General features: G+C 70.7%; 17 protein-coding genes. 9 read left to right on the top strand and 8 right to left on the bottom strand.

From position 1 onward, the window contains the following. Positions 1–10: 10 nt before the first annotated feature. Positions 11–958, bottom strand: a complete 948-nt coding sequence (locus tag P2L57_RS10110; protein WP_275811609.1) for a quinone oxidoreductase family protein — start codon at positions 956–958, stop codon at positions 11–13. A gap of 579 nt (positions 959–1537) precedes the next feature. On the opposite strand from P2L57_RS10110, the gene P2L57_RS10105 reads away from it, so the two are divergent. Beyond that, complete coding sequence (locus P2L57_RS10105) at positions 1538–1831, top strand: helix-turn-helix domain-containing protein (RefSeq protein WP_275811607.1); 294 nt, start codon at positions 1538–1540, stop codon at positions 1829–1831. Between the two features lie 225 nt (positions 1832–2056). Here the strand turns inward: P2L57_RS10105 and P2L57_RS10100 are convergent, their stop codons facing one another. Next, positions 2057–2293, bottom strand: coding sequence for a DUF6296 family protein (locus P2L57_RS10100; RefSeq protein ID WP_275811605.1), 237 nt, complete (start codon positions 2291–2293; stop codon positions 2057–2059). 282 nt (positions 2294–2575) lie between these two features. Next, a complete protein-coding gene (locus P2L57_RS10095; RefSeq protein WP_275811603.1) occupies positions 2576–3079 on the bottom strand; it encodes a metallophosphoesterase family protein in 504 nt (167 codons plus the stop codon). A 340-nt stretch (positions 3080–3419) separates the two neighbouring features. Here P2L57_RS10095 and P2L57_RS10090 point away from each other — a divergent pair, with 340 nt between their 5' ends. Continuing rightward, complete coding sequence (locus tag P2L57_RS10090) at positions 3420–3857, top strand: hypothetical protein (RefSeq protein ID WP_275811601.1); 438 nt, start codon at positions 3420–3422, stop codon at positions 3855–3857. A gap of 29 nt (positions 3858–3886) precedes the next feature. Here the strand turns inward: P2L57_RS10090 and P2L57_RS10085 are convergent, their stop codons facing one another. Next, on the bottom strand, positions 3887–7492 hold the full coding sequence (locus P2L57_RS10085; RefSeq protein ID WP_275811599.1) for a hydantoinase B/oxoprolinase family protein: 3606 nt from the start codon (positions 7490–7492) through the stop codon (positions 3887–3889). 307 nt (positions 7493–7799) lie between these two features. Between P2L57_RS10085 and P2L57_RS10080 the strand changes: the two genes are divergently transcribed. Next, complete coding sequence (locus P2L57_RS10080) at positions 7800–9239, top strand: APC family permease (RefSeq protein ID WP_275811597.1); 1440 nt, start codon at positions 7800–7802, stop codon at positions 9237–9239. Between the two features lie 187 nt (positions 9240–9426). On the opposite strand, the gene P2L57_RS10075 is transcribed toward P2L57_RS10080, so the two are convergent. After that, positions 9427–10563, bottom strand: a complete 1137-nt coding sequence (locus P2L57_RS10075) for a uroporphyrinogen-III synthase (protein ID WP_275811595.1) — start codon at positions 10561–10563, stop codon at positions 9427–9429. Between the two features lie 191 nt (positions 10564–10754). Here P2L57_RS10075 and P2L57_RS10070 point away from each other — a divergent pair, with 191 nt between their 5' ends. From P2L57_RS10070 to P2L57_RS10045, 6 genes are all read left to right on the top strand, one after another. After that, positions 10755–12836 carry a molybdopterin oxidoreductase family protein gene (locus P2L57_RS10070; protein WP_275811593.1) on the top strand — a complete coding sequence of 694 codons (2082 nt, stop codon included), beginning with the start codon at positions 10755–10757 and terminating at the stop codon, positions 12834–12836. After that, positions 12833–14071 (top strand): NAD(P)/FAD-dependent oxidoreductase, encoded by a 1239-nt coding sequence (locus tag P2L57_RS10065; protein ID WP_275811591.1) that lies wholly within the window; start codon positions 12833–12835, stop codon positions 14069–14071. Before P2L57_RS10070 ends, P2L57_RS10065 begins: the two co-directional genes overlap by 4 nt. Next, a complete protein-coding gene (gene nirB, locus P2L57_RS10060; protein ID WP_275811589.1) occupies positions 14065–16632 on the top strand; it encodes a nitrite reductase large subunit NirB in 2568 nt (855 codons plus the stop codon). The genes P2L57_RS10065 and nirB overlap by 7 nt, the downstream gene beginning before the upstream one ends. Next, positions 16629–17009: a nitrite reductase small subunit NirD gene (gene nirD, locus P2L57_RS10055; protein ID WP_275811587.1), complete on the top strand. Its 381-nt coding sequence runs from the start codon at positions 16629–16631 to the stop codon at positions 17007–17009. Before nirB ends, nirD begins: the two co-directional genes overlap by 4 nt. Beyond that, entirely contained in the window at positions 17006–18400 is a 1395-nt protein-coding gene (locus P2L57_RS10050) for an MFS transporter (protein WP_275811585.1), read from the top strand. The genes nirD and P2L57_RS10050 overlap by 4 nt, the downstream gene beginning before the upstream one ends. Positions 18401–18470: 70 nt before the next feature. Next, positions 18471–19382 carry a glutaminase gene (locus P2L57_RS10045; protein WP_275811955.1) on the top strand — a complete coding sequence of 304 codons (912 nt, stop codon included), beginning with the start codon at positions 18471–18473 and terminating at the stop codon, positions 19380–19382. Between the two features lie 27 nt (positions 19383–19409). Here P2L57_RS10045 and P2L57_RS10040 read toward each other — a convergent pair whose 3' ends face one another. The 3 genes from P2L57_RS10040 to P2L57_RS10030 form a co-directional block, all read right to left on the bottom strand. Next, entirely contained in the window at positions 19410–20021 is a 612-nt protein-coding gene (locus P2L57_RS10040) for a DsbA family protein (RefSeq protein WP_275811583.1), read from the bottom strand. 94 nt (positions 20022–20115) lie between these two features. Then, on the bottom strand, positions 20116–20610 hold the full coding sequence (locus P2L57_RS10035) for a MarR family winged helix-turn-helix transcriptional regulator (RefSeq protein ID WP_275811581.1): 495 nt from the start codon (positions 20608–20610) through the stop codon (positions 20116–20118). A 92-nt stretch (positions 20611–20702) separates the two neighbouring features. After that, positions 20703–21269 (bottom strand): DJ-1/PfpI family protein, encoded by a 567-nt coding sequence (locus P2L57_RS10030; RefSeq protein ID WP_275811579.1) that lies wholly within the window; start codon positions 21267–21269, stop codon positions 20703–20705. Between the last annotated feature and the right edge of the window lie 641 nt (positions 21270–21910).

Here is a 21910-nt window from a genome sequence, read left to right as displayed (position 1 = left end):
TGGCCCGATCCTACGGTGCCGTGGTCAAAACCAGCTTTCCGGTCTGGGTACGGGCCGCCAGATCGCGGTGTGCCTGGGCGGCTTGGGCCAGCGGGTAGGCGCCGCCGATCACGGGCCGCAGGTCGCCGGAGCGCACTGCGGCGGTCAGCGCCTTCATGCTCATGGGGAGTGCGTTGCGGTCCGAGTACAGGTGCGGCAGCCAGAATCCGGAGACGCTGATGGACTTCTGCATCAGCAGCTGGGTCGGCACGGTGCCGGATTCGCCCGAGGCGTACCCGTACACCGCCAGGCGGCCGCGCGGCGCCACCGCGGCCAGCGTCGCCTGCAGGGTCGGTCCGCCGGTCATCTCCAGGGCCGCGTGTACCGGGCCACCCGCCGCGTCCAGAATCCGCTCGGTGAGGCCTACGGTGGTGGACGAGTCAAGGGCGGCGTCCGCGCCGAGGTCCATGGCCAACCGCCGTTTGGCCTCGGTGCTGGCCAGCGCGATGACCTTGGCGCCGATCTGCTTCGCCAGCTGGACGGCGATACACCCCACGCCGCCCGCCGCGGCCGGGATGACCACGCTCTGACCGCTGGTCAACTGGGCGGCGGTGAAGAGCAGATGCCATGCGGTGTTGCCCTGCAGCGCCAGCGCCGCCGCCTGGTCGTCGGTGACGTCATCGGGGATGTCCCAGGCGACCCGGCGGTGTACGACCGCCTTCTCCGCGTAGCCGCCGCCAATGGTGAGGGCGGCGATGCGGCGGCCATCCGCGGTAATGCCCACGATTTCATTTCCGGGAATATAGGGAAGCGAAATCGGGGCTAGATATGTGTTTCCGCGGACGTGTACGTCAGCGTAATTGACTCCGGCTCGGGTGACATCCACCAGAAGGTGGCCCGCGCGGGCCTGGGGATCGGGCACCTCGGTGAGTTCGAGCACCTCGGGCCCGCCGAACCGACGCATGGTGATCGCGCGCATGTCTCTCCTTGGCTGGACGTTGCGGAGTGCCCGCCCCGACAGGCTAGGTCATGACCTGCCACGGGCCACCGGCGGGTCCGGAGGCCGCTTTCTCGCAGGGCGAGAAAGCGTGGAATCGTTATGTCCGAAACAGGGGATTCCGTTTGGCCTCGTTTCTCGCAGCGTGAGAAACGGGGCCGTCCTTGCGGGTTGACGGGTTTTTTGACATAGTGAAGTCAGTCGCGCTCGGGGTGGCAACCCGCCGGATCCACGGGGGAATTCGTTTCGGTGAGGTTGCTTCTGGGATTTCCCAGGCCCCGAGCGCGACTATTTTTCTTTTGCGCGGATTCTTCTGTGCGGCTTCTTTCGCGGATCGCGCCGACGCCCGGTCGGTGATGACGCCGCGCGTCCCTGTTGCGGAGCGCCGGCCGACCGCGGCGGCTCGACAGCGCGCCGCGTGCGCCAGCCGGTTACCGGTCGCGGTCATGCCTCTGCGGGGCGCGGAGCTTTGGCCGAAACGCTGTTATTCGCCGGGCCTGGCGATGGCATGCTGTTCTCGCCGGGTAACACCCGGCAACACAGTGTTCTTGGGGTGACGTTATGTCGTGGCGACACTGTACGGATCGCGGTGGGGCGGCCGAGTCAGCCGGTGCGCGACTGGCCCGCCAGGCGACGGCGTCGCTCGCGGAGCTGCTGGTGGAACGTGAGCTGTCCCGAAGGGAGCTCGCCGAGCGGATGGGCGTGTCGCCCGGGCGCATCAGTCAGATCCTGTCGGGTGACGAGAACCTGACGCTGAGGTCGATAGCCGCGGTGGCCACCGCCCTGGACGTCGATGTGGAGATCACGATCAGCGAGCCGTCGACGGCCGGACGGGCTCAGGGTGCGCGCGTGTGAGCCGCGCGAGATGCGTAAGCATGTACGAGTGGCGAACGTGTGACCGACTGGCGGGGTGGCGATTTTCGAGCGGTCGTCAGAAGCCGGCGGTGAGCGCCGCCGAACGGCATTCCGCCTGAGTGCCTGCCGGTTGCGGCCGGCACCGAGGCCGGGGGGATTTCGGGCTGCGCCCGGACCTCCGCGCACCGCGGAGGTCCGGGCGCAGCCCGTTTCGTGTCCGCGGCACTAGTCAAGCGGACGGGCGCTCGTGGGGCGGCTCAGCGCCTGGCGTCCGCCGCTGGCGAGCATTCTCACCTCTCCTTTTTCGCTGATCTCGGCCCGGATGATGCCGCTGTCGTCCGTGTACACCGCGCTGCCGCCCGGACCGGCGGTCTCGGTACGGCGGACCACCACCGTGTCGGCTGCTCCCTCCTCCTCACTTTGCGGGAAGGTCAGCTCGTATGCGGCGGGTTGTTGGTCCATGGCACCTCCCATTGAGCACATCAAGAACGCAGGGTGTAACCGCGATGTCCTGAGTTTCGCACCTTTGTCGTGTGGCCGCGCACGGACGGCGATCTTGTGGGAGCTGTTGACTATTGTTCAAAAGTGACCAGTCCTCCAGCCGTCGCCGGTTTCCAACGACCACTGCCGGGCGAGAAGTTGACCCTGGGGCCGCGAGAACACCGCTAACACACCATCGGGAGACCCGGCGAGCGAGGCAACGCGTTTTCGCGCCTCTGCCCTCCAGCGGCGCGGCGGCCAGGGCTACCGGTGCGGCGGTAGCCGGTGCAGCACGACCTCGGTGAGGCGTCCGGCGTCCGTCACGGCGGTCATGTAGGTGTGGAAGGGCTGGCGCCGCCGATCGGTCGGCGACCCGGGGTTCAGCAGCCGCAGGCCCCCGGGGGCCGTGGTGTCGTACGGGATGTGGCTGTGCCCGAAGACCAGCACGTCAAGGTCCGCGAACCGCTCGGCGCAGCGCCGCTCCCGCCCGCGCGCCGGGCCGGTGTCGTGGACGACGCCGAACCGCACCCCGTCCAGTTCGGCCCGGGCGACCTCCGGCAGCCGGGCCCGCAGTTCGGCGCCGTCGTTGTTGCCGTACACGCCGATCAGCCGCTTGGCCCGGGACGCGAAGAGCGTGAGGGTGGCCGCGTCGACCCAGTCCCCGGCATGGATCACCACGTCGGCGAGCGTCATCTGTGCCAGCAGTTCCTCCGGGAGTCGCCTGGCGCGTTTAGGCAGATGCGTGTCGGAGGTCAGGAGCAGACGCATGGACCGACGGTAGCGGCTGCCGCCAGCCGCCTCCGCTCGGCGGGAAGGCCGCCGGGTGTGCGGCTGTCCACGAGCTCGCGGGCGGGGACGTGGCGGAGCTGATGCGGGCCGCGCGGCGTATCCTGACCGAGATGCCGGCCGGGCAGCAGGGTCTGCCGGCCGAGCCGCGCGGGGCCGGTGGCCGGAGCGGGGAGCGGCCATGACTGGCGCCGGCCGTGACCGTGTTGCGAAGCTGTGACCCGTACGAGTGGTACATCCCCCCGGACGGTCGTAGCGTCGACAAGACAACAGCCGTTACGAGCTCCGCCGGAGCGGTTGAGGAGCGAACATGCAAAGTCGCATGTCAAAGACAGCAATCCTGGTCTGTGCTGGTACGGCGCTCGCGGCCGTCGCCGCCCCGTCGTCCGCTTCCGCGTCTGCGATCGCCCGCCCGCAATCGCCTACCCGCGTAGTCGTCGACTGCTTCTACCATCCGCAAGTCCGCCCCGCGACCTTCCTGATCGCCTGCGCCGACGGCAACAACTACCTGACCTCACTGCACTGGTCCCGGTGGGGGCAGAACGCCGCCACCGCCACCGGGCGGGACGTGGTGAACGACTGCAAGCCCTACTGTGCGGCGGGCAAGTTCCACAGCTACCCGGCCGGCGTGCGGCTCGACCGGGTACGGCGGTGGAACGGCCAGTCACAGCACTGGCAGTACGCCAGGTTGACCATCACCTACCCGGGAGCCAGGCCCGCGGACACGCCCAGGTCCATGACGTACCCGCTGTGGAGCTGACGCCTGGACGGGTGTCGGGCTGAACGGCTTCAGGGTGAGCCGTACCCGCCGCCACCCGGTGTCTCGATCACCAGCGCATCACCCGGCCGCACATCGACCGAGTCGCACCCGGCCATATGTGTGACCGTGCCGTCAGCCCGCTCGACGCGGTTGACCCCCAGCGATCCGGAAGAGCCCCCGGCCAGCCCGTAGGGCGGCACCCGCCGATGGCCGGACAGGGTGCTGACCGTCATCGCCGCACAGAACCTGATCCTGCGCACCGCTCCATCGCCGCCGCGCCAGCGGCCCGCACCGCCGCTGTCCGGCCGGATGGCGAATTCTTCCAGCAGTACGGGGAGGCGCCACTCAAGGACCTCGGGGTCGGTCAGGCGGGAGTTGGTCATATGGGTCTGCACCACGGGCGCCCCGTCGAACCCGGCACCGGCACCGGAGCCCGACGCGACGGTCTCGTAGTACTGGTGCCGCTCATTGCCGAAGGAGACGTTGTTCATGGTCCCGGACCCCTCGGCCTGCACACCCAGCGCGGCGTACAGCGCACCGGTGATCGCCTGCGAGGTCTCCACGTTTCCGGCGACGATCGCCGCCGGGTAGACCGGTGCGAGCAGGGAGCCGTCGGGGATGACGATGCGCAGCGGGCGCAGGCAGCCGTCGTTGAGCGGGATGTCATCGGCGACGAGCGTACGGAAGACATAGAGCACGGCGGCCGTCACCACCGACGACGGCGCGTTGAAGTTCGTGTCGAGTTGCCCGGAGGTGCCGGTGAAGTCCAGGGTCGCCGAACGCCGTTCACGATCCACCTGGACACGTACCGAGATCACCGCGCCGGAGTCCATCTCGTAGCGGTAGGCACCGTCGTCCAGCGCGTCGATGACCCGTCGCACCGCTTCCTCGGCGTTGTCCTGCACGTGCCGCATGTACGCCTGCACCACGTCAAGACCGAAGTGCCGGATCATCTTGCCGACTTCGTCAACGCCCTTGTGGTTGGCGGCGATCTGGGCGCGCAGATCCGCGAGGTTGGTGGCCGGGTTGCGGGACGGGTACGGCGCCCCGGTGAGCAGCCGTAGCGTCTCCGCCTCGCGCAGCGTGCCGTTCTCGACCAGCAGCCAGTTGTCGAACAGCACGCCCTCCTCGTGGATTTCGCGGCTGTTGGCGGGCATGGAGCCGGGTGTGATTCCGCCGATTTCCGCGTGGTGGCCGCGGGAGGCGACGAAGAACAGGATCCGCTGCCGACCGTCCGCTCCGGAACCGAAGACCGGGGTCACCACGGTGATGTCGGGCAGATGGGTGCCCCCGTGGTAGGGGTCGTTGACCGCATAGGCGTCGCCCGGCTTCATGGTTCCGGTGCGGCGCCGGATGACTTCCTTGACGCTGGTGCCCATGGAGCCGAGGTGCACCGGAATGTGCGGTGCGTTGGCGATGAGATTGCCGTCCGGGTCGAAGAGGGCACAGGAGAAGTCCAGCCGCTCCTTGATGTTGACCGACTGCGCGGTCGACTCCAGCCGTGCGCCCATCTGCTGGGCGATGGACATGAAGAGATTGTTGAAGATCTCCAGCATGACCGGGTCGGCCTCGGTTCCCACCGCCGCCTCGGCGCGCGCGTGCACCCGCTCAACCAGGAGATGTCCGAACGGCGTTACCGACGCCCGCCATCCGTCGTCCACCACGGTGGTGGCGTTGGCCTCGGTGATGATCGCCGGGCCGGTCACGGTCTCACCGGGGCGCATCCGCTCCCGTTGCCGTAGCGGTACGTCACGCCAGGCGTCCCCGGTGTACATATGGGCGGTGGCGGTCTCCTCGGACTCCGGGGTGGTGGCCGACGGGCCGAGGTGGTCCAGGTCGGGGCGCTCGGTGAGCCCGGTCGCCTCGACCGAGAGCGCCTCGACGATGATCGGACGGTCCATCAGGAACGAGTAGGTGGACCGGTGACTCTCCTCGAACGCGGCGGCCATCTCGTCCGGCTCCGCCAGTTCGACCGGCACGGCGGTGTCGGTACCGTCGTAGCGCAGATGGGCGCGGCGGGTCACCCGGATCCGCCCCTCCGGCACGTCCTCGTCGAGCAGTTCACCGCGCGCCGCCGACTCCAGCCCCGCCGCCACCGAACGCACCCGCTCCATCGCGTCGGGCGCCAGCCGTACCTCCACCGACTGCTGCCGCATGGCGGTGGTGTCGGCCAGGCCGATGCCGAGCGCGGAGAGCACACCCGCCATCGGCGGCACCAGTACCGTGCGGATGCCGAGGGAGTCCGCGACGGCACACGCGTGCTGGCCTCCGGCGCCGCCGAACGTGGTCAGTACGTACTCGGTGACATCGTGGCCCTGCTGTACGGAGATGCGTTTGACCGCGTTGGCGATGTTGGCGACGGCGATCTGCAGAAATCCCTCGGCGACCTGCTCCGCCGAGCGCTCGTCGCCGGTCCGGGCCCGGATGCCCGCGGCCAGCTCGGTGAACAACCGGTGCACGATGTCCTCGTCCAGCGGCTGGTCGCCGTCCGGCCCGAACACCTGGGGAAAGTGCTCGGGTTGGATGCGGCCCAGCATCACATTGGCATCGGTGACGGTCAGCGGGCCGCCGCCGCGGTAGCAGGACGGTCCCGGATCAGCCCCCGCCGAGTCCGGGCCGACCCGGTACCGGCTGCCGTCGAAGTGCAGCACGGACCCGCCTCCGGCCGCCACCGTGTGGATGTCCAGCATCGGGGCACGCAACCGGACGCCCGCCACCTGAGTGTTGAACACCCGCTCGTACTCGCCCGCGAAGTGCGACACATCGGTGGACGTGCCGCCCATGTCGAAGCCGATCACCTTCTCGAATCCAGCCTGTTGCGACATCCGGACCATGCCGACGATGCCCCCGGCCGGACCCGACAGGATCGCGTCCTTGCCCCGGAAGTGCCCGGCCTCCGCCAGCCCACCGCTGGACTGCATGAACATCAGCCGCACGCCCCGCATTTGCTCCGCGACCTGCCGTACGTACCGCTGGAGGACCGGGGAGAGATACGCGTCCACCACCGCTGTGTCGCCACGCGGTACCAGCTTCATCAGCGGGCTGGCCTCACTGGACAGCGACACCTGGGGAAAGCCGATCTGCTCGGCCAGCTTGCCGATCGCCTGTTCGTGGGCGGGGTGCAGATAGCTGTGCAGACAGACCACCGCGACCGCGCGGATGCCGTCGTCGTACGCCTGCCGCAGTTCTTCGCCCAGCCGGTCGAGATCCGGCGCGCGCAGCACCGTACCGTCCGCCGTGATCCGCTCGTCGGCCTCGATGACCCGGTCGTACAGCAACTCGGGGAGGACGATCTCACGGGCGAAGATCCGCGGCCGGTTCTGGTAGCCGATGCGCAGCGCGTCGCGGAACCCCTTGGTGATGACCAGTACGGTCCGCTCGCCCTTGCGCTCCAGCAGCGCGTTGGTCGCCACTGTCGTACCCATCCGTACCGCGTCGACCCGATCCGCTGGAACGGGATCGTCCGCGGAGAGTCCGAGCAGCGTGCGGATGCCCGCGACCGCGGGATCGCGGTAGCGGGCAGGGTTCTCCGACAGCAGCTTGTGCGTGGTCACCCGGCCGTCCGGGCCGCGGGCGACGATGTCGGTGAACGTGCCACCTCGGTCCACCCAGAACTGCCAACCCGCACCTGCCACGCCGGTTCCCCTTCCCCGTCGCGATCTATCGCAAACGATCGCGGCGCACCGCGGCCGATCAAGGCGGCCGACACACCCTCCGTTCCGCCGTGGATCACCGGTCGGCGCCCTGTGATCCTTGGGCCAAAGGGGGCTGGTCATCAGGTACAACCGGGCGGTCGGTGGGTATTTTCAGGCCATGAGGCTCACGGCTCGCGCGGCTCGCAAGGGGCGTTCGGGCGGCAGTGGCACTCTCCTTCCGCGCCCATGGACCGTGCGGCCGCCAAGGCGCCCGGTGGGTTGCGCATCCCTCGACCAAGGAGAAGCCGTGCACACCACAGCGTCGGGAACGGGCGGCGGCCCCGCCACCTCGGTCCAACCGGAACGCCTGCGCCGCGGCGCACTGGGCCTGGCCGACATCACCGCGTCCACCATGGCCAACATCGGACCGGCGATGAGCTTCTTCTTCGGCTTCGCGCTGATCGCGCAGACGGCGGGGGTCGCCTCCCCGCTGACGATCCTGGCGGCGGCGGTCGTGGTCGCCCTGCTCGGCAACACCCTCGCCGAGTTCTCCCGGTCCATACCGTCCACGGGTTCGTTCATCACGTTCATCGGCAAGACGTTCGGTCCGGTCGCCGCCATCACCACGACGATCGTGGTGTCGCTCGGCTACATCATCGCGATCTCCGCCGTGGTGGCCATCTCGGGCGGCTGGACATCGACCATCATCGCGCACTACACCGGGGTGCACATCGCCTGGCAGTGGTTCACCGCGCTCCTGACGCTGGCCTCCTTCGTGCTGGTGGTCAAGGGGGTATCGGTCTCCACCAAGTGGGCGGGTGCGCTGTTCGCCTTCGAGATGGGGCTGCTGGTCCTGGTGAGCGTGTGGGTGCTGGTCCGGCACAGCGGACATCTGACGATGGCTCCCTTCGACCCGGGCAGACTGGCGGGCGGATTCAAGGGACTCGGCCTGGGATTCCCGCTCGCCGTCTTCCTGTTCATCGGCTGGGAGAACTCGGCGGCGCTCGCCGAGGAGACCAACGACCCGCGCCGTGCGGTGCCTCGGGCGATCTACCTCTCCATCGCCGCGATGACGGTCAGCTATCTGCTGTTCGCCTACGTCACGGTGGTCGGCTTCGACTACGACACCGCCGCCCTCGCCAAGTCCGATGTGCCGTTCGTCGACGTCGCCCTGGGAATCCTCGGCGGCGGTGCGTTCCTCGCCTACCTCGCGGGGTTCACCTCGATCACCGGATCACTGATCTCGGCGGCCAACTCCCAGTCCCGGCTGATCTTCAACTCCGGCCGGGAGGGCCTGCTGCCGTCCGTCGTCGCCAAGGTCACCCCGCACACCCGTACCCCGTGGGTGAGCTTCGTCGTCTATCTCGCCGTCGCGCTCGGACTGGCCTTCGGCTGGGGCTGGAACATCGACCCGGTCACCTACTTCGGGCAGTCGGCCACCTTGGGCACCATCCTCATCGTGGTCACCTGGCTGGCGGCCAACCTCGCCCTTCCGGTGTACTACCGGCGCCACCACCGTGAGATGTTCTCGGTGGTCCGGCATCTGATCCTGCCGCTCGTCGGTGTCGCGGCCATCGGCTACCCGCTCTACCAGCTCGTCAAGCCGGGCCAGCCCGCGCCCTTCGACACCTTTCCGCCGATCAGCGGCGCCATCATCGCGATCGCACTGGTCTACGCGCTGGTGCTCAACGCGCGCGATCGCACACTGGGGGAGCGGGTGGGGTCGATCGTGGCCGACCTCGACTAGCGCCTTCTCCGGCGCGGATTCCTCGTTGGGCTACGGCGGGTTCACCACCGCCGGTCCACATCGAGGGGGTTGCCCGCCGTCGTGGCGGCAGAGGGTGTCGGGGGCAAGTCCCCGACACCCCCGGGGAGCTTGCCGCCCGCGCTGCGAGCGACGACGGCGGTGGGGCGAACCGGCCGCGAGGTGCGGTTCAAAGGGTGACCGCCAGTAGGTAGCCGCGCTTGGGGACGGTACGCACCAGCGCCGCGTGCGGACCGAGCGCGGCGCGCAGCCTGGCCACCGCGGCGTCGACCGCGTGCTCGTCGGCCCGCGTGGCGGGCCACACCCGGCGCAGCAACTCCGCCCGGCTGACCACCCGTCCCGGCTTGTCGGCGAGCGCCCGCAGCAGTGCCGCCAGCACCGGCGGCAACCCCACGGGCTCGCCGTCGAGGAACACCGCCCCACCCTGCAGCGCCACATGCAGCGAGCCACTCACCAACTCGCGGCGACCGCGGGCGGGCAGCGCCTCGGCGAGCGTACGTACCAGCGCGCCGAGGCGCCCGCGCTCCGGCCACACCGCCTCGACGCCCGCCTCCCGCAACGGCCGTGCGCACAGCGGGCCGACGCACACCGCCAGCACGTCGTCCCGCAGCGCGGCGAGCACCTCGGCCCGGCGGTCCAGGGCGTCCGCGGTCGCCAGCAGGGCGTCGATCGCCGGGGCGCTGGTGAAGGTCAGACAGTGCAGTTCGCGTCGTACGGTCAACTCCACCAGCCGCCGTACCGCCTCCGGGTCCTCGGGCGGTCCCCAGCGGTAGACCGGAACCGCGATGACCTCGGCACCGCGCTCGCGCAGCGCGGCGCTGAAGCCGTCGAGCGGCATCCCGTGCTCCTGTACGGCGATCCGACGGCCGCGCACGTCACGGGCGAGCAGCCAGGCGAGCAACTCGTCGTTGGCCTCGGACCCTGGTGAGTACGCCTCGTGCAGACCGCTGGCCCGCACCGCGCCGGTGGCTTTCGGGCCCCGGGTGAGGACGACCGCGCCCTGGCAGGCCTCGGCGAGACCGCCGCCGAGGCCCCAGCCGTCCGCCGCGCTCATCCAGCCCCGCCAGCCGACGCCGGTGGTGGCGATCACGTAGTCGAGCGGCGCGGTCAGGCACCGCTCGGTGGCCTGGCGCAGTGCGGTGTCATCGCCGAGCGGCATGATGCGCATGGTGGGCGCCTCGACCACGCGGGCGCCCCGGCGTTGCAGGAGTGCCACGAGTTCCTCGCGGCGGCGCGTCGCGGTCACCCCGACGGTGAACCCGGTCAGCGGTCCTGGTTGCAGTGGTGCCGTCGTGCCAGTTCCCATGGGGTGCAGGGTCAGCCAGCCGCGTTACGTACTGATTACCGACCGGTCACATGAGCGTTAGGGGCGGGCCCCCGGGCGTTACGGAAGATGTCCGTCCTCTCACCCCCTCCCGACTGCGGTGTGAGCAGGCCGTACCGTCACCGCAACACAGGTGACCCGGCCGCGTAACGGCCCGACGCGACGCTCACTGCATGACGACGACCGACACGCACTGCCCGTACTGCTCGCTGCAGTGCGGTATGCGGCTGGGTGCCGAGCGCGGCGGTGCGGTGCAGATCCTGGAGCGGCCCGAGTTCCCGGTGAACCGCGGGGCACTGTGCGGCAAGGGCCGCACCGCCGCCGCGGTGCTCTCGCCCGCGGCCCGGCTGACGGTTCCGCTGGTACGCGACGGGCGCCGGGGCAGGCTGCGGGAGGCGTCCTGGCCGGAGGCGCTGGACCGGGTGGCGCAGGGCCTGCGGCGCACCGCGCAGCGGCACGGCCGGGATGCGGTCGGCGTCTTCGGCGGCGGCGGGCTGACCAACGAAAAGGCCTATCTGCTCGGCAAGTTCGCCCGGGTGGTGCTGCGGACCGCCAACATCGACTACAACGGCCGGTTCTGCATGTCGTCCGCGGCCGCCGCGCACAAGGCCGCTTTCGGACTCGACCGCGGTCTGCCCTTCCCGCTGGCGGACATCGCCCGCACCGGCTGCGTGATCCTGGTCGGCGGCAATCCGGCCGAGACCATGCCGCCCGCGCTGCGCTACTTCCGGGAACTGCGGGAGAACGGCGGGCGGTTGATCGTCATCGACCCGCGCCGCACCCGCACCGCCGAACTGGCCGACCTCCATCTGCGGCCGGTGCCCGGCACCGATCTCGCGCTGGCGCTGGGGATGCTGCATCTGGTGATCGCCGAAGGGCTGGTGGACGAGGAGTTCGTCAGCACCCGCACCCGCGGCTTCGAACCGGCCACGGCGTCGGCCATGGCCCACTGGCCGGAGCGCGTGGAGCGGCTGACCGGGGTATCGGTGCCCGCCATGCGCGAGGCGGTGCGGATGTTCGCGCAGGCGGAGACCGGCATGGTGCTCACCGCACGGGGCGCCGAGCAGCACAGCAAGGGCACCGACACGGTCGGCGCCTGGATCAACCTGTGCCTGGCGGTGGGCAAGGCAGGGCGGCCGGGCTCCGGCTACGGCTGCCTGACCGGCCAGGGCAACGGGCAGGGCGGCCGCGAACACGGCCAGAAGGCCGACCAACTGCCCGGCTACCGCTCCATCGAGGACCCGGCGGCCCGTGCGCACATCGCCGAAGTATGGGGGATCGACCCCGACGAGCTGCCCGGACCGGGCCGTTCCGCCTATGAACTCCTGGACACCGCAGGACAGGACGGCGGTATACGGGCGCTGCTGCTGATGGGCTCCAACCCGGTGGTGTCCGCCCCCCGCGCGGGCCATGTGGCCGAGAGGCTGCGGGAGTTGGACTTCCTCGCCGTCAGCGATGTCGTGCTCTCGGAGACCGCACGGCTGGCCGATGTCGTCCTGCCGTCCGCGCAGTGGGCCGAGGAGACCGGCACCACGACCAATCTGGAGGGCAGGGTGATCCTGCGCCAGGCGGCGCTGACCCCGCCGCAGGGCGTACGCACCGATCTGCACGTGCTGCGCGAACTGGCCGCCGGGCTCGGCGTGGACAAGGGCTTCCCGGAGGATCCCGAGGAGGCGTTCGAGGAGCTGCGGCGCGCCTGCGCGGGCGGACCCGCGGACTACGCGGGCATCAGCTACCAGCGGATCCGCGCCGAGGACGGCGTCTTCTGGCCGTGCCCCGACGAGCACCACCCGGGCACCCCGCGTCTGTTCCTGGACCGCTTCGCGACGCCCGACGGCCGGGCCCGGTTCGCCGCCGTCTCGCACCGGCCGTCGGCGGAGGAGCCGGACGACGAGTATCCCGTGTACCTCACCACCGGGCGGGTGGTCTCCCAGTACCAGAGCGGAGCGCAGACCCGCCGGGTCCCCGAGCTCAACGAGGCCGCGCCGGGACCGTTCGTGGAACTGCATCCGCATCTGGCGCAGCGGCTGGGCGTCACCGACGGCGAACTGCTGACGGTGCGCAGCCGCCGCGGCCGCGCGGTCGCCCCGGCCCGGGTGACCGACGCCATCCGCCCGGACACCGTCTTCATGCCGTTCCACTGGGACGGCGCGGGCCGGGCCAACTCGCTGACCAATCCGGCCCTGGACCCCGTCTCCAGGATGCCGGAGTTCAAGGTGTGCGCGGTGAGCGTGGAGCGGGCGGCGGCGTCATGAGCGCGGTGTCGAACGGCGCCCGGCGCCGACGGATCGCGGTGGTCGGCGCGGGACTCGCGGCGGCCCGCTTCGCCCAGCAGTTCCTGGAGTCGGGCGGCGAGGCCGAGTTGACGCTCTACGGCGCCGAAGCCCGCCCCGCCTACAACCGGGTGCTGCTGGCCGACGTGCTGACCGGGCGGTACGACCCGGAGGCGATCACCCTGCCGTACGGCGAGCCCGGCGCCCGACTGCGCACCGGAACCGAGGTGGTGGCCATCGACGTCCGCGGGCGTACCCTGCGCCTGGCGAACGGCGAGAGCGCCGCATACGACGAACTGGTGCTGGCCACCGGCGCCAACCCGGTGCTGCCGCCGCTGCGCGGCCTCTATGCGGACGGCGAGTTGACCGCCGGGGCGCACTCCTTCCGTACCCTCGCCGACTGCGCCCGGCTCGCCGAGGACGCGGTACGCGCCCGGCGCGCCGTGGTCATCGGGGGCGGGGTGCTCGGGGTGAGCGCCGCCCGCGCGCTAGCCGCGCTCGGGCTGCCCGTGGAGATCGTCCACCAGGCGCCCCATCTGATAGAGCGACACCTCGACGAGCAGGCAGGCCAGGCGCTGCGGCGCGGCCTGCTGGCACTCGGGGTGGATGTCTACCCCGGCAACCGCGCCCGGGCACTGCACGGCGATGGGCGGGTGACCGGAGTGGAACTCGCCAACGGCTATGTGCTCGCCGCTGATCTGGTGGTGATCGCCTGCGGCGCCCGGCCGCGCACCGGCCTGGCCCACAGCGCGGGGCTGGCGGTGCGCAGGGGGGTGGTGGTCGACGATTGCCTCGCCACCTCCGCGCCCGGGGTGTACGCGATCGGGGACTGCGCCGAGCACCGCGGCACCGTGCACGGCCTGGCCGGACCCGCCTGGGAGCAGGCCGATGTGCTGGCCGCCCGGCTGTCCGGGGCGGACCCGGCCGCCCGGTACACCGGCTCCCGGCCGCTCGCCCGGCTGACCGCGGGGCCGCTGGAGTACGCCGCGTTCGGCGAGGTCGGCGAGGACCTGCCCGGCACCGACGTCCTCCGGCTCGCCGACGCCACCCGCGGCTCGTACAAGAAGCTCGTGCTGCGCGGCGACCGGCTCGTCGGCGGCATCCTCCTGGGCGACCTGGGCACGGTCGGCGCCCTGACCCGGGCGTACGAGCGGGACGACCCGCTGCCCGCTGACCCCCTGCACCTGCTGATCACGCAAGGAGCCGCGCAATGGTGAAGAAGGACCTGGTACTCATCGGCCACGGCATGGTCGGGCAGCGCTTCCTGGAGGCGTTCCTCGCCCAGGACGGGGCGGCCTGGGACTGGCGGGTGACCGTCCTCGCCGAGGAGCCGCGCCCCGCCTACGACCGGGTGCATCTGACGTCGTGGTTCTCCGGCACCTCGGCGGAGGAGCTGTCGCTGTGCCCGGCGTCGTTCATCGACGAGCACGGCATCGACCTGCGGCTCGGCGACCCCGCGGTGGCCGTGGACCGCGACCGCCGCACCGTCACCACCCGCTCCGGGCAACTGCTGCCGTACGACGCGCTGGTGCTGGCCACCGGCTCCTATCCGTTCGTACCGCCGGTTCCCGGCCATGACGCGCGCGGCTGCCATGTGTACCGCACCATCGAGGACCTTGCCGGGATCAAGGAGGCCGCCGCGACCGCCCGGGTGGGCGCCGTCGTCGGCGGCGGACTGCTCGGACTGGAGGCGGCGGGCGCACTTCGGGCCATGGAACTGGAGACCCATGTGGTCGAGTTCGCTCCACGGCTGATGGCGATCCAGGTGGACGACGGCGGTGGAGCGGTCCTGCGCCGCAAGATCGAGGAACTGGGCGTCATCGTGCACACCGGCGCCGGCACCCAGGCCGTCGACGTGGACGACGACGGCGCGGTGCGCACCATGCAGCTGTCCGACGGCACCGAACTCGCGGCGGACCTGGTGGTGTTCTCAGCCGGCGTGCGGCCGCGCGACCAACTCGCCCGGGACTGCGGCCTGTCGGTGGGCGAGCGCGGCGGTATCACCGTCGACGAGCGGTGCCGCACCAGCGATCCGCACATCTGGGCCATCGGTGAGTGCGCACAGGCCGCCGACGGGCGGGTCTACGGGCTGGTCGGCCCGGGGTACGCAATGGCGGAGGCGGCGGCCCTCGATCTCACCGGCGGAGCTGGTTCGTTCACCGGAGGCGACACCTCCACCAAGCTCAAGCTGCTGGGCGTGGACGTGGCCAGCTTCGGGGACGCACACGGCACGACGCACGGAGCGCTGGACGTGCTCTACACGGACAGCAGGGCGGGGGTGTACAAGAAGCTCGTCATCGGCGCCGACGGTGCGCTGCTCGGCGGAGTCCTGGTCGGCGACGCCGACGCCTACAGCGTGCTGCGTCCGCTCGCCGCCAGCGGCGCCGAACTGCCCGCCCCGCCCGAGCAGCTGCTGCTGCCCGCCTCCGTCGGCGCCCCCGGAGCGGGCGCGCTCCCCGACGAGGCGGTGGTCTGCTCGTGCCACAACGTCAGCAAGGCCGCCATCCGCGCGGCCGTCGGCGAACAGGGCTGCACCAGCGTGCCCGAGGTGAAGAAGTGCACCAAGGCCGGTACCGGCTGCGGAAGTTGCGTCAAACTGATGACCGGCATAGTCGAGGAGGAGCTCGCTGCGTCCGGAGTCGAGGTGGCGCGCGGGATCTGCGAGCACTTCACCCGCACCCGCGCCGAGTTGTACGAGATCATCCGGGCCAAGGGCATCACCTCCTTCTCCCGGGTGCTCGACGAGCACGGCACCGGCGAGGGCTGTGACCTCTGCAAACCTGTTGTCGCCTCGATCCTGGCCTCGCTCGGCAGCACCTACGTACTGGACGGTGAGCAGGCCGGACTGCAGGACACCAACGACCACTTCCTGGCCAACCTGCAGCGCAACGGCTCGTACTCGGTCGTACCCCGCATCCCCGGTGGCGAGATCACTCCCGACGGACTGATCACCATCGGGCGGATCGCCCGCGACTTCGGCCTCTACACCAAGATCACCGGTGGTCAGCGGATCGACATGTTCGGCGCGAGCGTCGACCAACTGCCGTTGATCTGGCAGCGCTTGGTGGACGCCGGATTCGAGTCCGGCCACGCCTACGGCAAGGCGCTGCGCACGGTGAAGTCCTGCGTCGGGCAGACCTGGTGCCGCTACGGCGTACAGGACTCGGTGGCGCTCGCCATCGAACTGGAGCTGCGGTACCGGGGGTTGCGCTCCCCGCACAAGCTGAAGGCCGCGGTCTCCGGCTGCGCCCGTGAGTGCGCGGAGGCGCAGAGCAAGGACTTCGGGGTGATCGCCACGGCCGAGGGCTGGAACCTGTACGTGGGCGGCAACGGCGGCATGACGCCCCGGCACGCCGATCTGCTCGCGGCCGACCTGGATCGCGAGTCGCTGATCCGCACCATCGACCGCTTTCTGATGTTCTACATCCGCACCGCCGACCGGCTGGAGCGCACCGCACCGTGGATTGAGCGGCTGGAAGGCGGACTTGACCATCTGCGCTCGGTGGTCTTGGACGACTCGCTCGGCATCTGCGACGATCTCGACGAGCTGATGGCCCGTCATGTCGGGACATACCAGGACGAGTGGGCCACGACCCTCGCCGACCCCGACCGAGTCCGCCGGTTCGTGTCCTTCGTCAACGCCCCCGGCGTACCCGATCCGACCGTGCGCTTCGTGTCCGAACGCGACCAGATCCGCCCTGCCCGCCCCGCGGAGGGCGGCCGCACCCTGGCACCGGCGCTGGTCGCCGGTCCCGAACTGGAGGTACGTACCCGATGACGATCCTGCACGAGACCAGGCCGACGGTCGCGACGGCGGTTGTCGAGATCGAGCACGACGGACGGTGGAAGCCGGTGTGCGGCTACGCGGACCTGCTTCCCGGCCGCGGGGTGGCCGTCCTGCTCGGCGCCGAGCAGGTGGCCCTCTTCCGCGACCGCGCCGGGCTGCTCTACGCGGTGGGCAACACCGATCCGTTCAGCGGCTCCGCGGTGATCTCCCGGGGCATCATGGGCAGCCGCGGCGCCGCGCCGGTGGTCGCCTCGCCGATGTACAAGCAGGCCTTCGACCTGCGCACCGGGGAGTGCCTCGACGAGGCCGCGACCCCCGACGGAAGCCCCGCGCGGCTCGGCGTCTGGCCGGTACGGGTGGTCTCATGACCACGCTCACCTCATCCGCGCCGCGCGCCGGGCTGACCCGGGCCATCGACGACTGGCGTCCCGAGGACCCGGCGTTCTGGGCGCGGACCGGCGCCAAGGTGGCGCGCCGCAATCTCGTCTACTCCGTCTTCAGCGAGCACATCGGCTTCTCGGTGTGGAGCCTGTGGTCGGTGCTGGTGCTCTTCCTCGGCCCGAAGTACGGCATAGACCCGGCGGGGAAGTTCGTGCTCACCGCGGTCCCCACGGCGGTCGGCGCGGTGCTTCGGCTGCCGTACACCTTCGCGGTCTCGGTCTTCGGCGGCCGGAACTGGACCGTGGTCAGCGCGCTGCTCCTGCTGGTGCCGACGGTGCTCGCCGGGCTGGTGCTGCGTCCCGGCGTCAGCTACGGCACGCTGCTCGCGGTGGCGGCGGTGGCCGGGGTCGGCGGCGGCAACTTCGCCTCCTCGATGGCGAACATCAACGCCTTCTACCCGCAGCGCCTCAAGGGCCGGGCGCTCGGGATCAACGCGGGCGGCGGCAACCTCGGTGTCGCCGCGGTGCAGTTGGTGGGCCTGCTGGTGCTGGCCACCGCGGGCGCCGCGCACCCCCGGCTACTGCCCCTGGTCTACGTTCCGCTGATCGTCCTCGCGGCGCTGGCGGCGGCGCTGCGGATGGACAACATCAGCGTCCAGCGCGACGACCGGCACGCGATGCGCGAAGTGGCCAGGAACCCCCACACCTGGGTGGTCTCCCTGCTCTACATCGGCACCTTCGGTTCCTTCATCGGCTTCGGGTTCGCCTTCGGCCAGGTGCTCCAGGTGCAGTTCCAGCACGACTTCAACACCCCGGTGAAGGTCGCGTACCTGACCTTCCTCGGGCCGCTGCTCGGTTCGCTGGCCCGCCCGGTCGGCGGTGCGCTGGCCGACCGGTGGGGTGGAGCCAGGATCACGCTGTGGAACTTCGCCGCCATGGCGCTCGGGGCGCTGACGGTACTGGTGGCCTCCCGGCAGGGTTCGCTGCCGCTGTTCGTCATCGGCTTCGTCGCCCTGTTCGTGTTCAGCGGGGTGGGCAACGGGTCCACGTACAAGATGATTCCGGTGATCTTCCAGAACCGGGCCAGGGCCGCCGTGGCCGCGGGCGTCGAGCCGCACCGGGCGGAACGCGACGCGCGTCGCCATGCCACCGCGGTGATCGGTCTGGCGGGGGCGGTGGGCGCGCTCGGCGGCGTACTGGTCAACATCGCCCTCCGCCACTCCTTCCAGGTCTCGCACAACGGCGACACGGCGTATCTGGTCTTCCTCGGCTACTACGCGCTGTGTCTGGGCGTCACATGGTCGGTGTACTGCCGACGGCACTCGGCGTCCCCGGCCGGGGACGCCGCCGCCGAGCCGGAGGGCGCGCGCTCGGTGTGAGGTCACCGTGAGCGGTGCCCCGGGATGCGCTGGCGGAGCACGCGGCAGCGACAATGGCCGGGTGAACCCCGTGAACTACCAGCAGATCCTGCACGACGCGATGGAGGCGGCCCGGCCGGTGCTCGGCCATGGCCGGGTCGCCGACTACATTCCGGCGCTGGCCGCGGTGGACCCGCAGGCGTTCGGCATGGCCCTCGCGACGAACGACGGTGAGTTCTACGGGGTAGGCGACCATGACACGCCCTTCTCCATCCAGAGCGTCTCCAAGCTGTTCACCCTGGCGCTGGCCCTCCCGGAGGGCGGCGTCGGCCTGTGGAAGCGGGTGGGCCGGGAACCGTCCGGCAACCCGTTCAACTCGCTGATACAGCTGGAGACCGAGCACGGCATACCGCGCAATCCGTTCATCAACGCCGGTGCCATCGTGGTCACCGACGTCCTGCACAGCCTGACCGGCGACGCGAGCGGTGCCGTACGCGACTTCCTGAGGGCCGAGTCGGGCAACCCGCTGATCGACACCGACCCTGAGGTCGCCGCCTCCGAGTCCGAGCACGGACTGCGCAACGCCGCGCTGGCCAACTTCATCGCCAGCTTCGGCAATCTGGAAAACCCCGTCGAGACGGTCCTTGAGCACTACTACGCACACTGCGCCCTGCGCGCCAGCTGCCGTGACCTGGCCCTGGCCGGGGGGTTCCTCGCCCGGCACGGCCTACGGGCGGACGGCACCCGGCTGCTCACCCGCAGCGACGCCAAGCGCGTCAACGCCGTGATGCTCACCTGCGGCACCTACGACGCGGCGGGCGACTTCGCCTACCGGGTCGGCCTGCCCGGCAAGAGCGGGGTGGGCGGTGCGATCCTCGCCATAATTCCTGGCGTGGGCACACTGTGCGCCTGGAGTCCGGGCCTGGACACCGCGGGCAACTCCGTCGGTGCGGCGGTGGCGCTCGACCACTTCACCACCGCCACCGGCTGCTCGGTGTTCTGAGCCGGGCCTCGGCCTCGTGGACGTGACTCAGCCGATCCTGGCCAGCAGTCGGTCGACCTGGTCCGCGGTGGCGTGCCCGCGGGCCAGAACGGCGCCCCGGTCGCCGTCGACGGCGAGCAGGGTGGGGTAGCCGTCCACGCCGATCTCGTGGGAGCGGCGGAAGTCGGCCTCGGCGGCAGCCTGAGCCGCGGGCGACCGCAGCGCGGCGACCACCCCGTCCGCGTCCAGCCCGGCGCTCTCGGCGATCTTCCGGTACGTCGCCGGATCCGACAGGCTCAGGCCGTCCACATAGAACGCCTCCTGCAGGGCGGCGGCCAGATGCACGGCACGGTCCGCCGCGGCGGTACGCAGTGCGGCCATACCGCGGGCGGCCGCCCCGGAGTCCATGACGAACGAACCGTCGGCGATCAGCCGCTGGTAGGCCGCGCCGAACCGGACTCCGGTCAGCTCGCTGATCTTGGCGTTCGAGTCCTGTACGTAGCCGAACTCGCGGATCGGTACCCGGCGGGCGCCGGTGAACAGGCCGCCGGAGACGACCTCGACCGGCAGCGCCGGGTGGCGGCGGGCGATCTCGCTCATGGCGGGGGCGAACCCGTACGACCAGCCGCAGTACGCGTCGAAGACGTAGACAAGCTTCATAGGGACCTTCCGAGGGATGGCGCGGACGCGATTCACCTGAGGGAACAGTATCTGACTCGTCAGGTATTCCGGCTGGTGGGCCCTGCGCCGGGGCTCAGCGCAGCCGGGGCAGCATGTCGCGAGCGCAGTGGCTGAGGGTGCGCAGATCGGCGGCGAACCGCTCGCGATGCGCCGCGGGCAGCGGGTCGAGGAAGTACCGCTGAACGTTCTCCGCATGCACCCGGGCCGCCCGCACCGCGGTCCGCTCCCCGAGCGGGGTCAACCGGACCAGTTGCATCCGCCGGTCGTCCCGCGCCGGTTCCCGGCTCACCAGCCCCGCCGCCTCCATCCGGTCCACCAGGCGGGTCGCCCCGCCGGTGGTCAGCACCTGCTCCTGGGCGATGCTCCGCATCGGCAGTCCCTCGCCGCCCGCCCGGCCCAGGATCAGCAGCACTTCGAACATCAGGTGGCTGATGCCGCACTCCTCCTCGATGGCGCGGCCGAGGATGTACTCCAGGCGGTTGGCGGCTCCCAGCAGGCGGCCGAACGCCAGCACCCGTGCGTCGTTGGCCGCCTGCTCCGCCGTCGCGATCCCCGTGTCGTCCGACACCTGCCCACGCCCTTCCCGCCGTACGTCACGCGTCTGCGCACCGGTCCATCATCCATCGAGGCCGGGTGCCGGGCGGGAGGGGAGGGGAGGGGTCAGACGGTCGGCGCCTTGGCGCGCAGTACCTCGATGAAGGCCCGGATCCACGCCGGGTGGTCGGGCCAGGCACGGGCCGAGACCAGAACGCCGTCCACCACGGCCTCGCCGTCCTCGTAACGGGCCCCGACCGCCGCGACCTCCGGCTCGATGGCGGGATAGGCGGCGGTACGGCGGCCCTTCAACACCCCTGCCGCGGCGGAGATCTGCGCGCCGTGGCAGATTTGCGCGACGGGCTTGTCGGCACCGAAGAAGTGCCGGACGATCCGCTGGAGTTCGGGATCGTTGCGCAGGTACTCGGGCGCCCGTCCGCCGGGGATGACCAAGGCGGCGTAGTCGGCCGGGTCCACCTCGGCGAAGGCGAGATCGGCGGGCCAGGTGTAGCCCGGCTTCTCGGTGTAGGTGTCGAAGCCGTCCTCGAAGTCGTGGACGACGAAGCGCAGCTGCTTGCGCTTCGGCGCTGCGATCTTGACGTCGTAGCCTTCTTCCCGAAGCCGTTGGTAGGGGTAGAGCACCTCCAGTGACTCCGCCGCGTCACCGGTGACTAGCAGGATCTTCGCCGCCATGGTCAGCACCGCCTCGTGATCGTGTTGGTGTGCTCCGACTGCCGTCGTCCCAGGGTTCCTTGGGACGGCGCCGGGGAACAACCTCCCGTATCGCACAGCGCTCCGCAACCATCCGCCGACCGTCCGTGACGCGGTGGAGATGACGGTGGTGGCGGCGCATGTGCGCGCCCCCACCACCGCGTCCCGGAGCCGCGGCTCATGGGGCCGGTTCTACTGCTGCGGCTGCTGGCTGGGCCCGGCGTACTCCTGGTGTCCGCATTCCATGCAGTAGGCGATACAGCTCTGGCCGTCGTCCTGGACGACCATGGGGCCGTGGCCGTTTTCGGACACGAGGGCTGTCCGACGCTCATTTCCCTCGCCTCGATTCTTGTCAGTGACAGATGAACCTGTACGTGCCTCCCCGCTCCAGCGCGGTCACCGGAAGAGGACAGCCTGCTGGGCAAGGCGGAGACGGGCGTTCCCTGTGCGCGGGGGTCTTACAGATGGAGCAGTACCAGCACGGTTCATGCGGGTACGTGACGTCCCACCACATCGGGTTATGGCAGGCGCGACACAGCATCAACGGAGGGTTCGGCGCGGGCGTCGTCATGCGGCGCATGATCCCTCAGGTGACCGTTTCAGGCGTCCGGATGGCGGCAGCG

The organism is Streptantibioticus ferralitis (genome assembly GCF_029223525.1).
GTDB classification, from domain to species: domain Bacteria; phylum Actinomycetota; class Actinomycetes; order Streptomycetales; family Streptomycetaceae; genus Streptantibioticus_A; species Streptantibioticus_A ferralitis.
The sequence above is the reverse complement of the archived record's forward strand: the minus strand, read 5'-3'. Positions and strand labels throughout refer to the sequence as shown.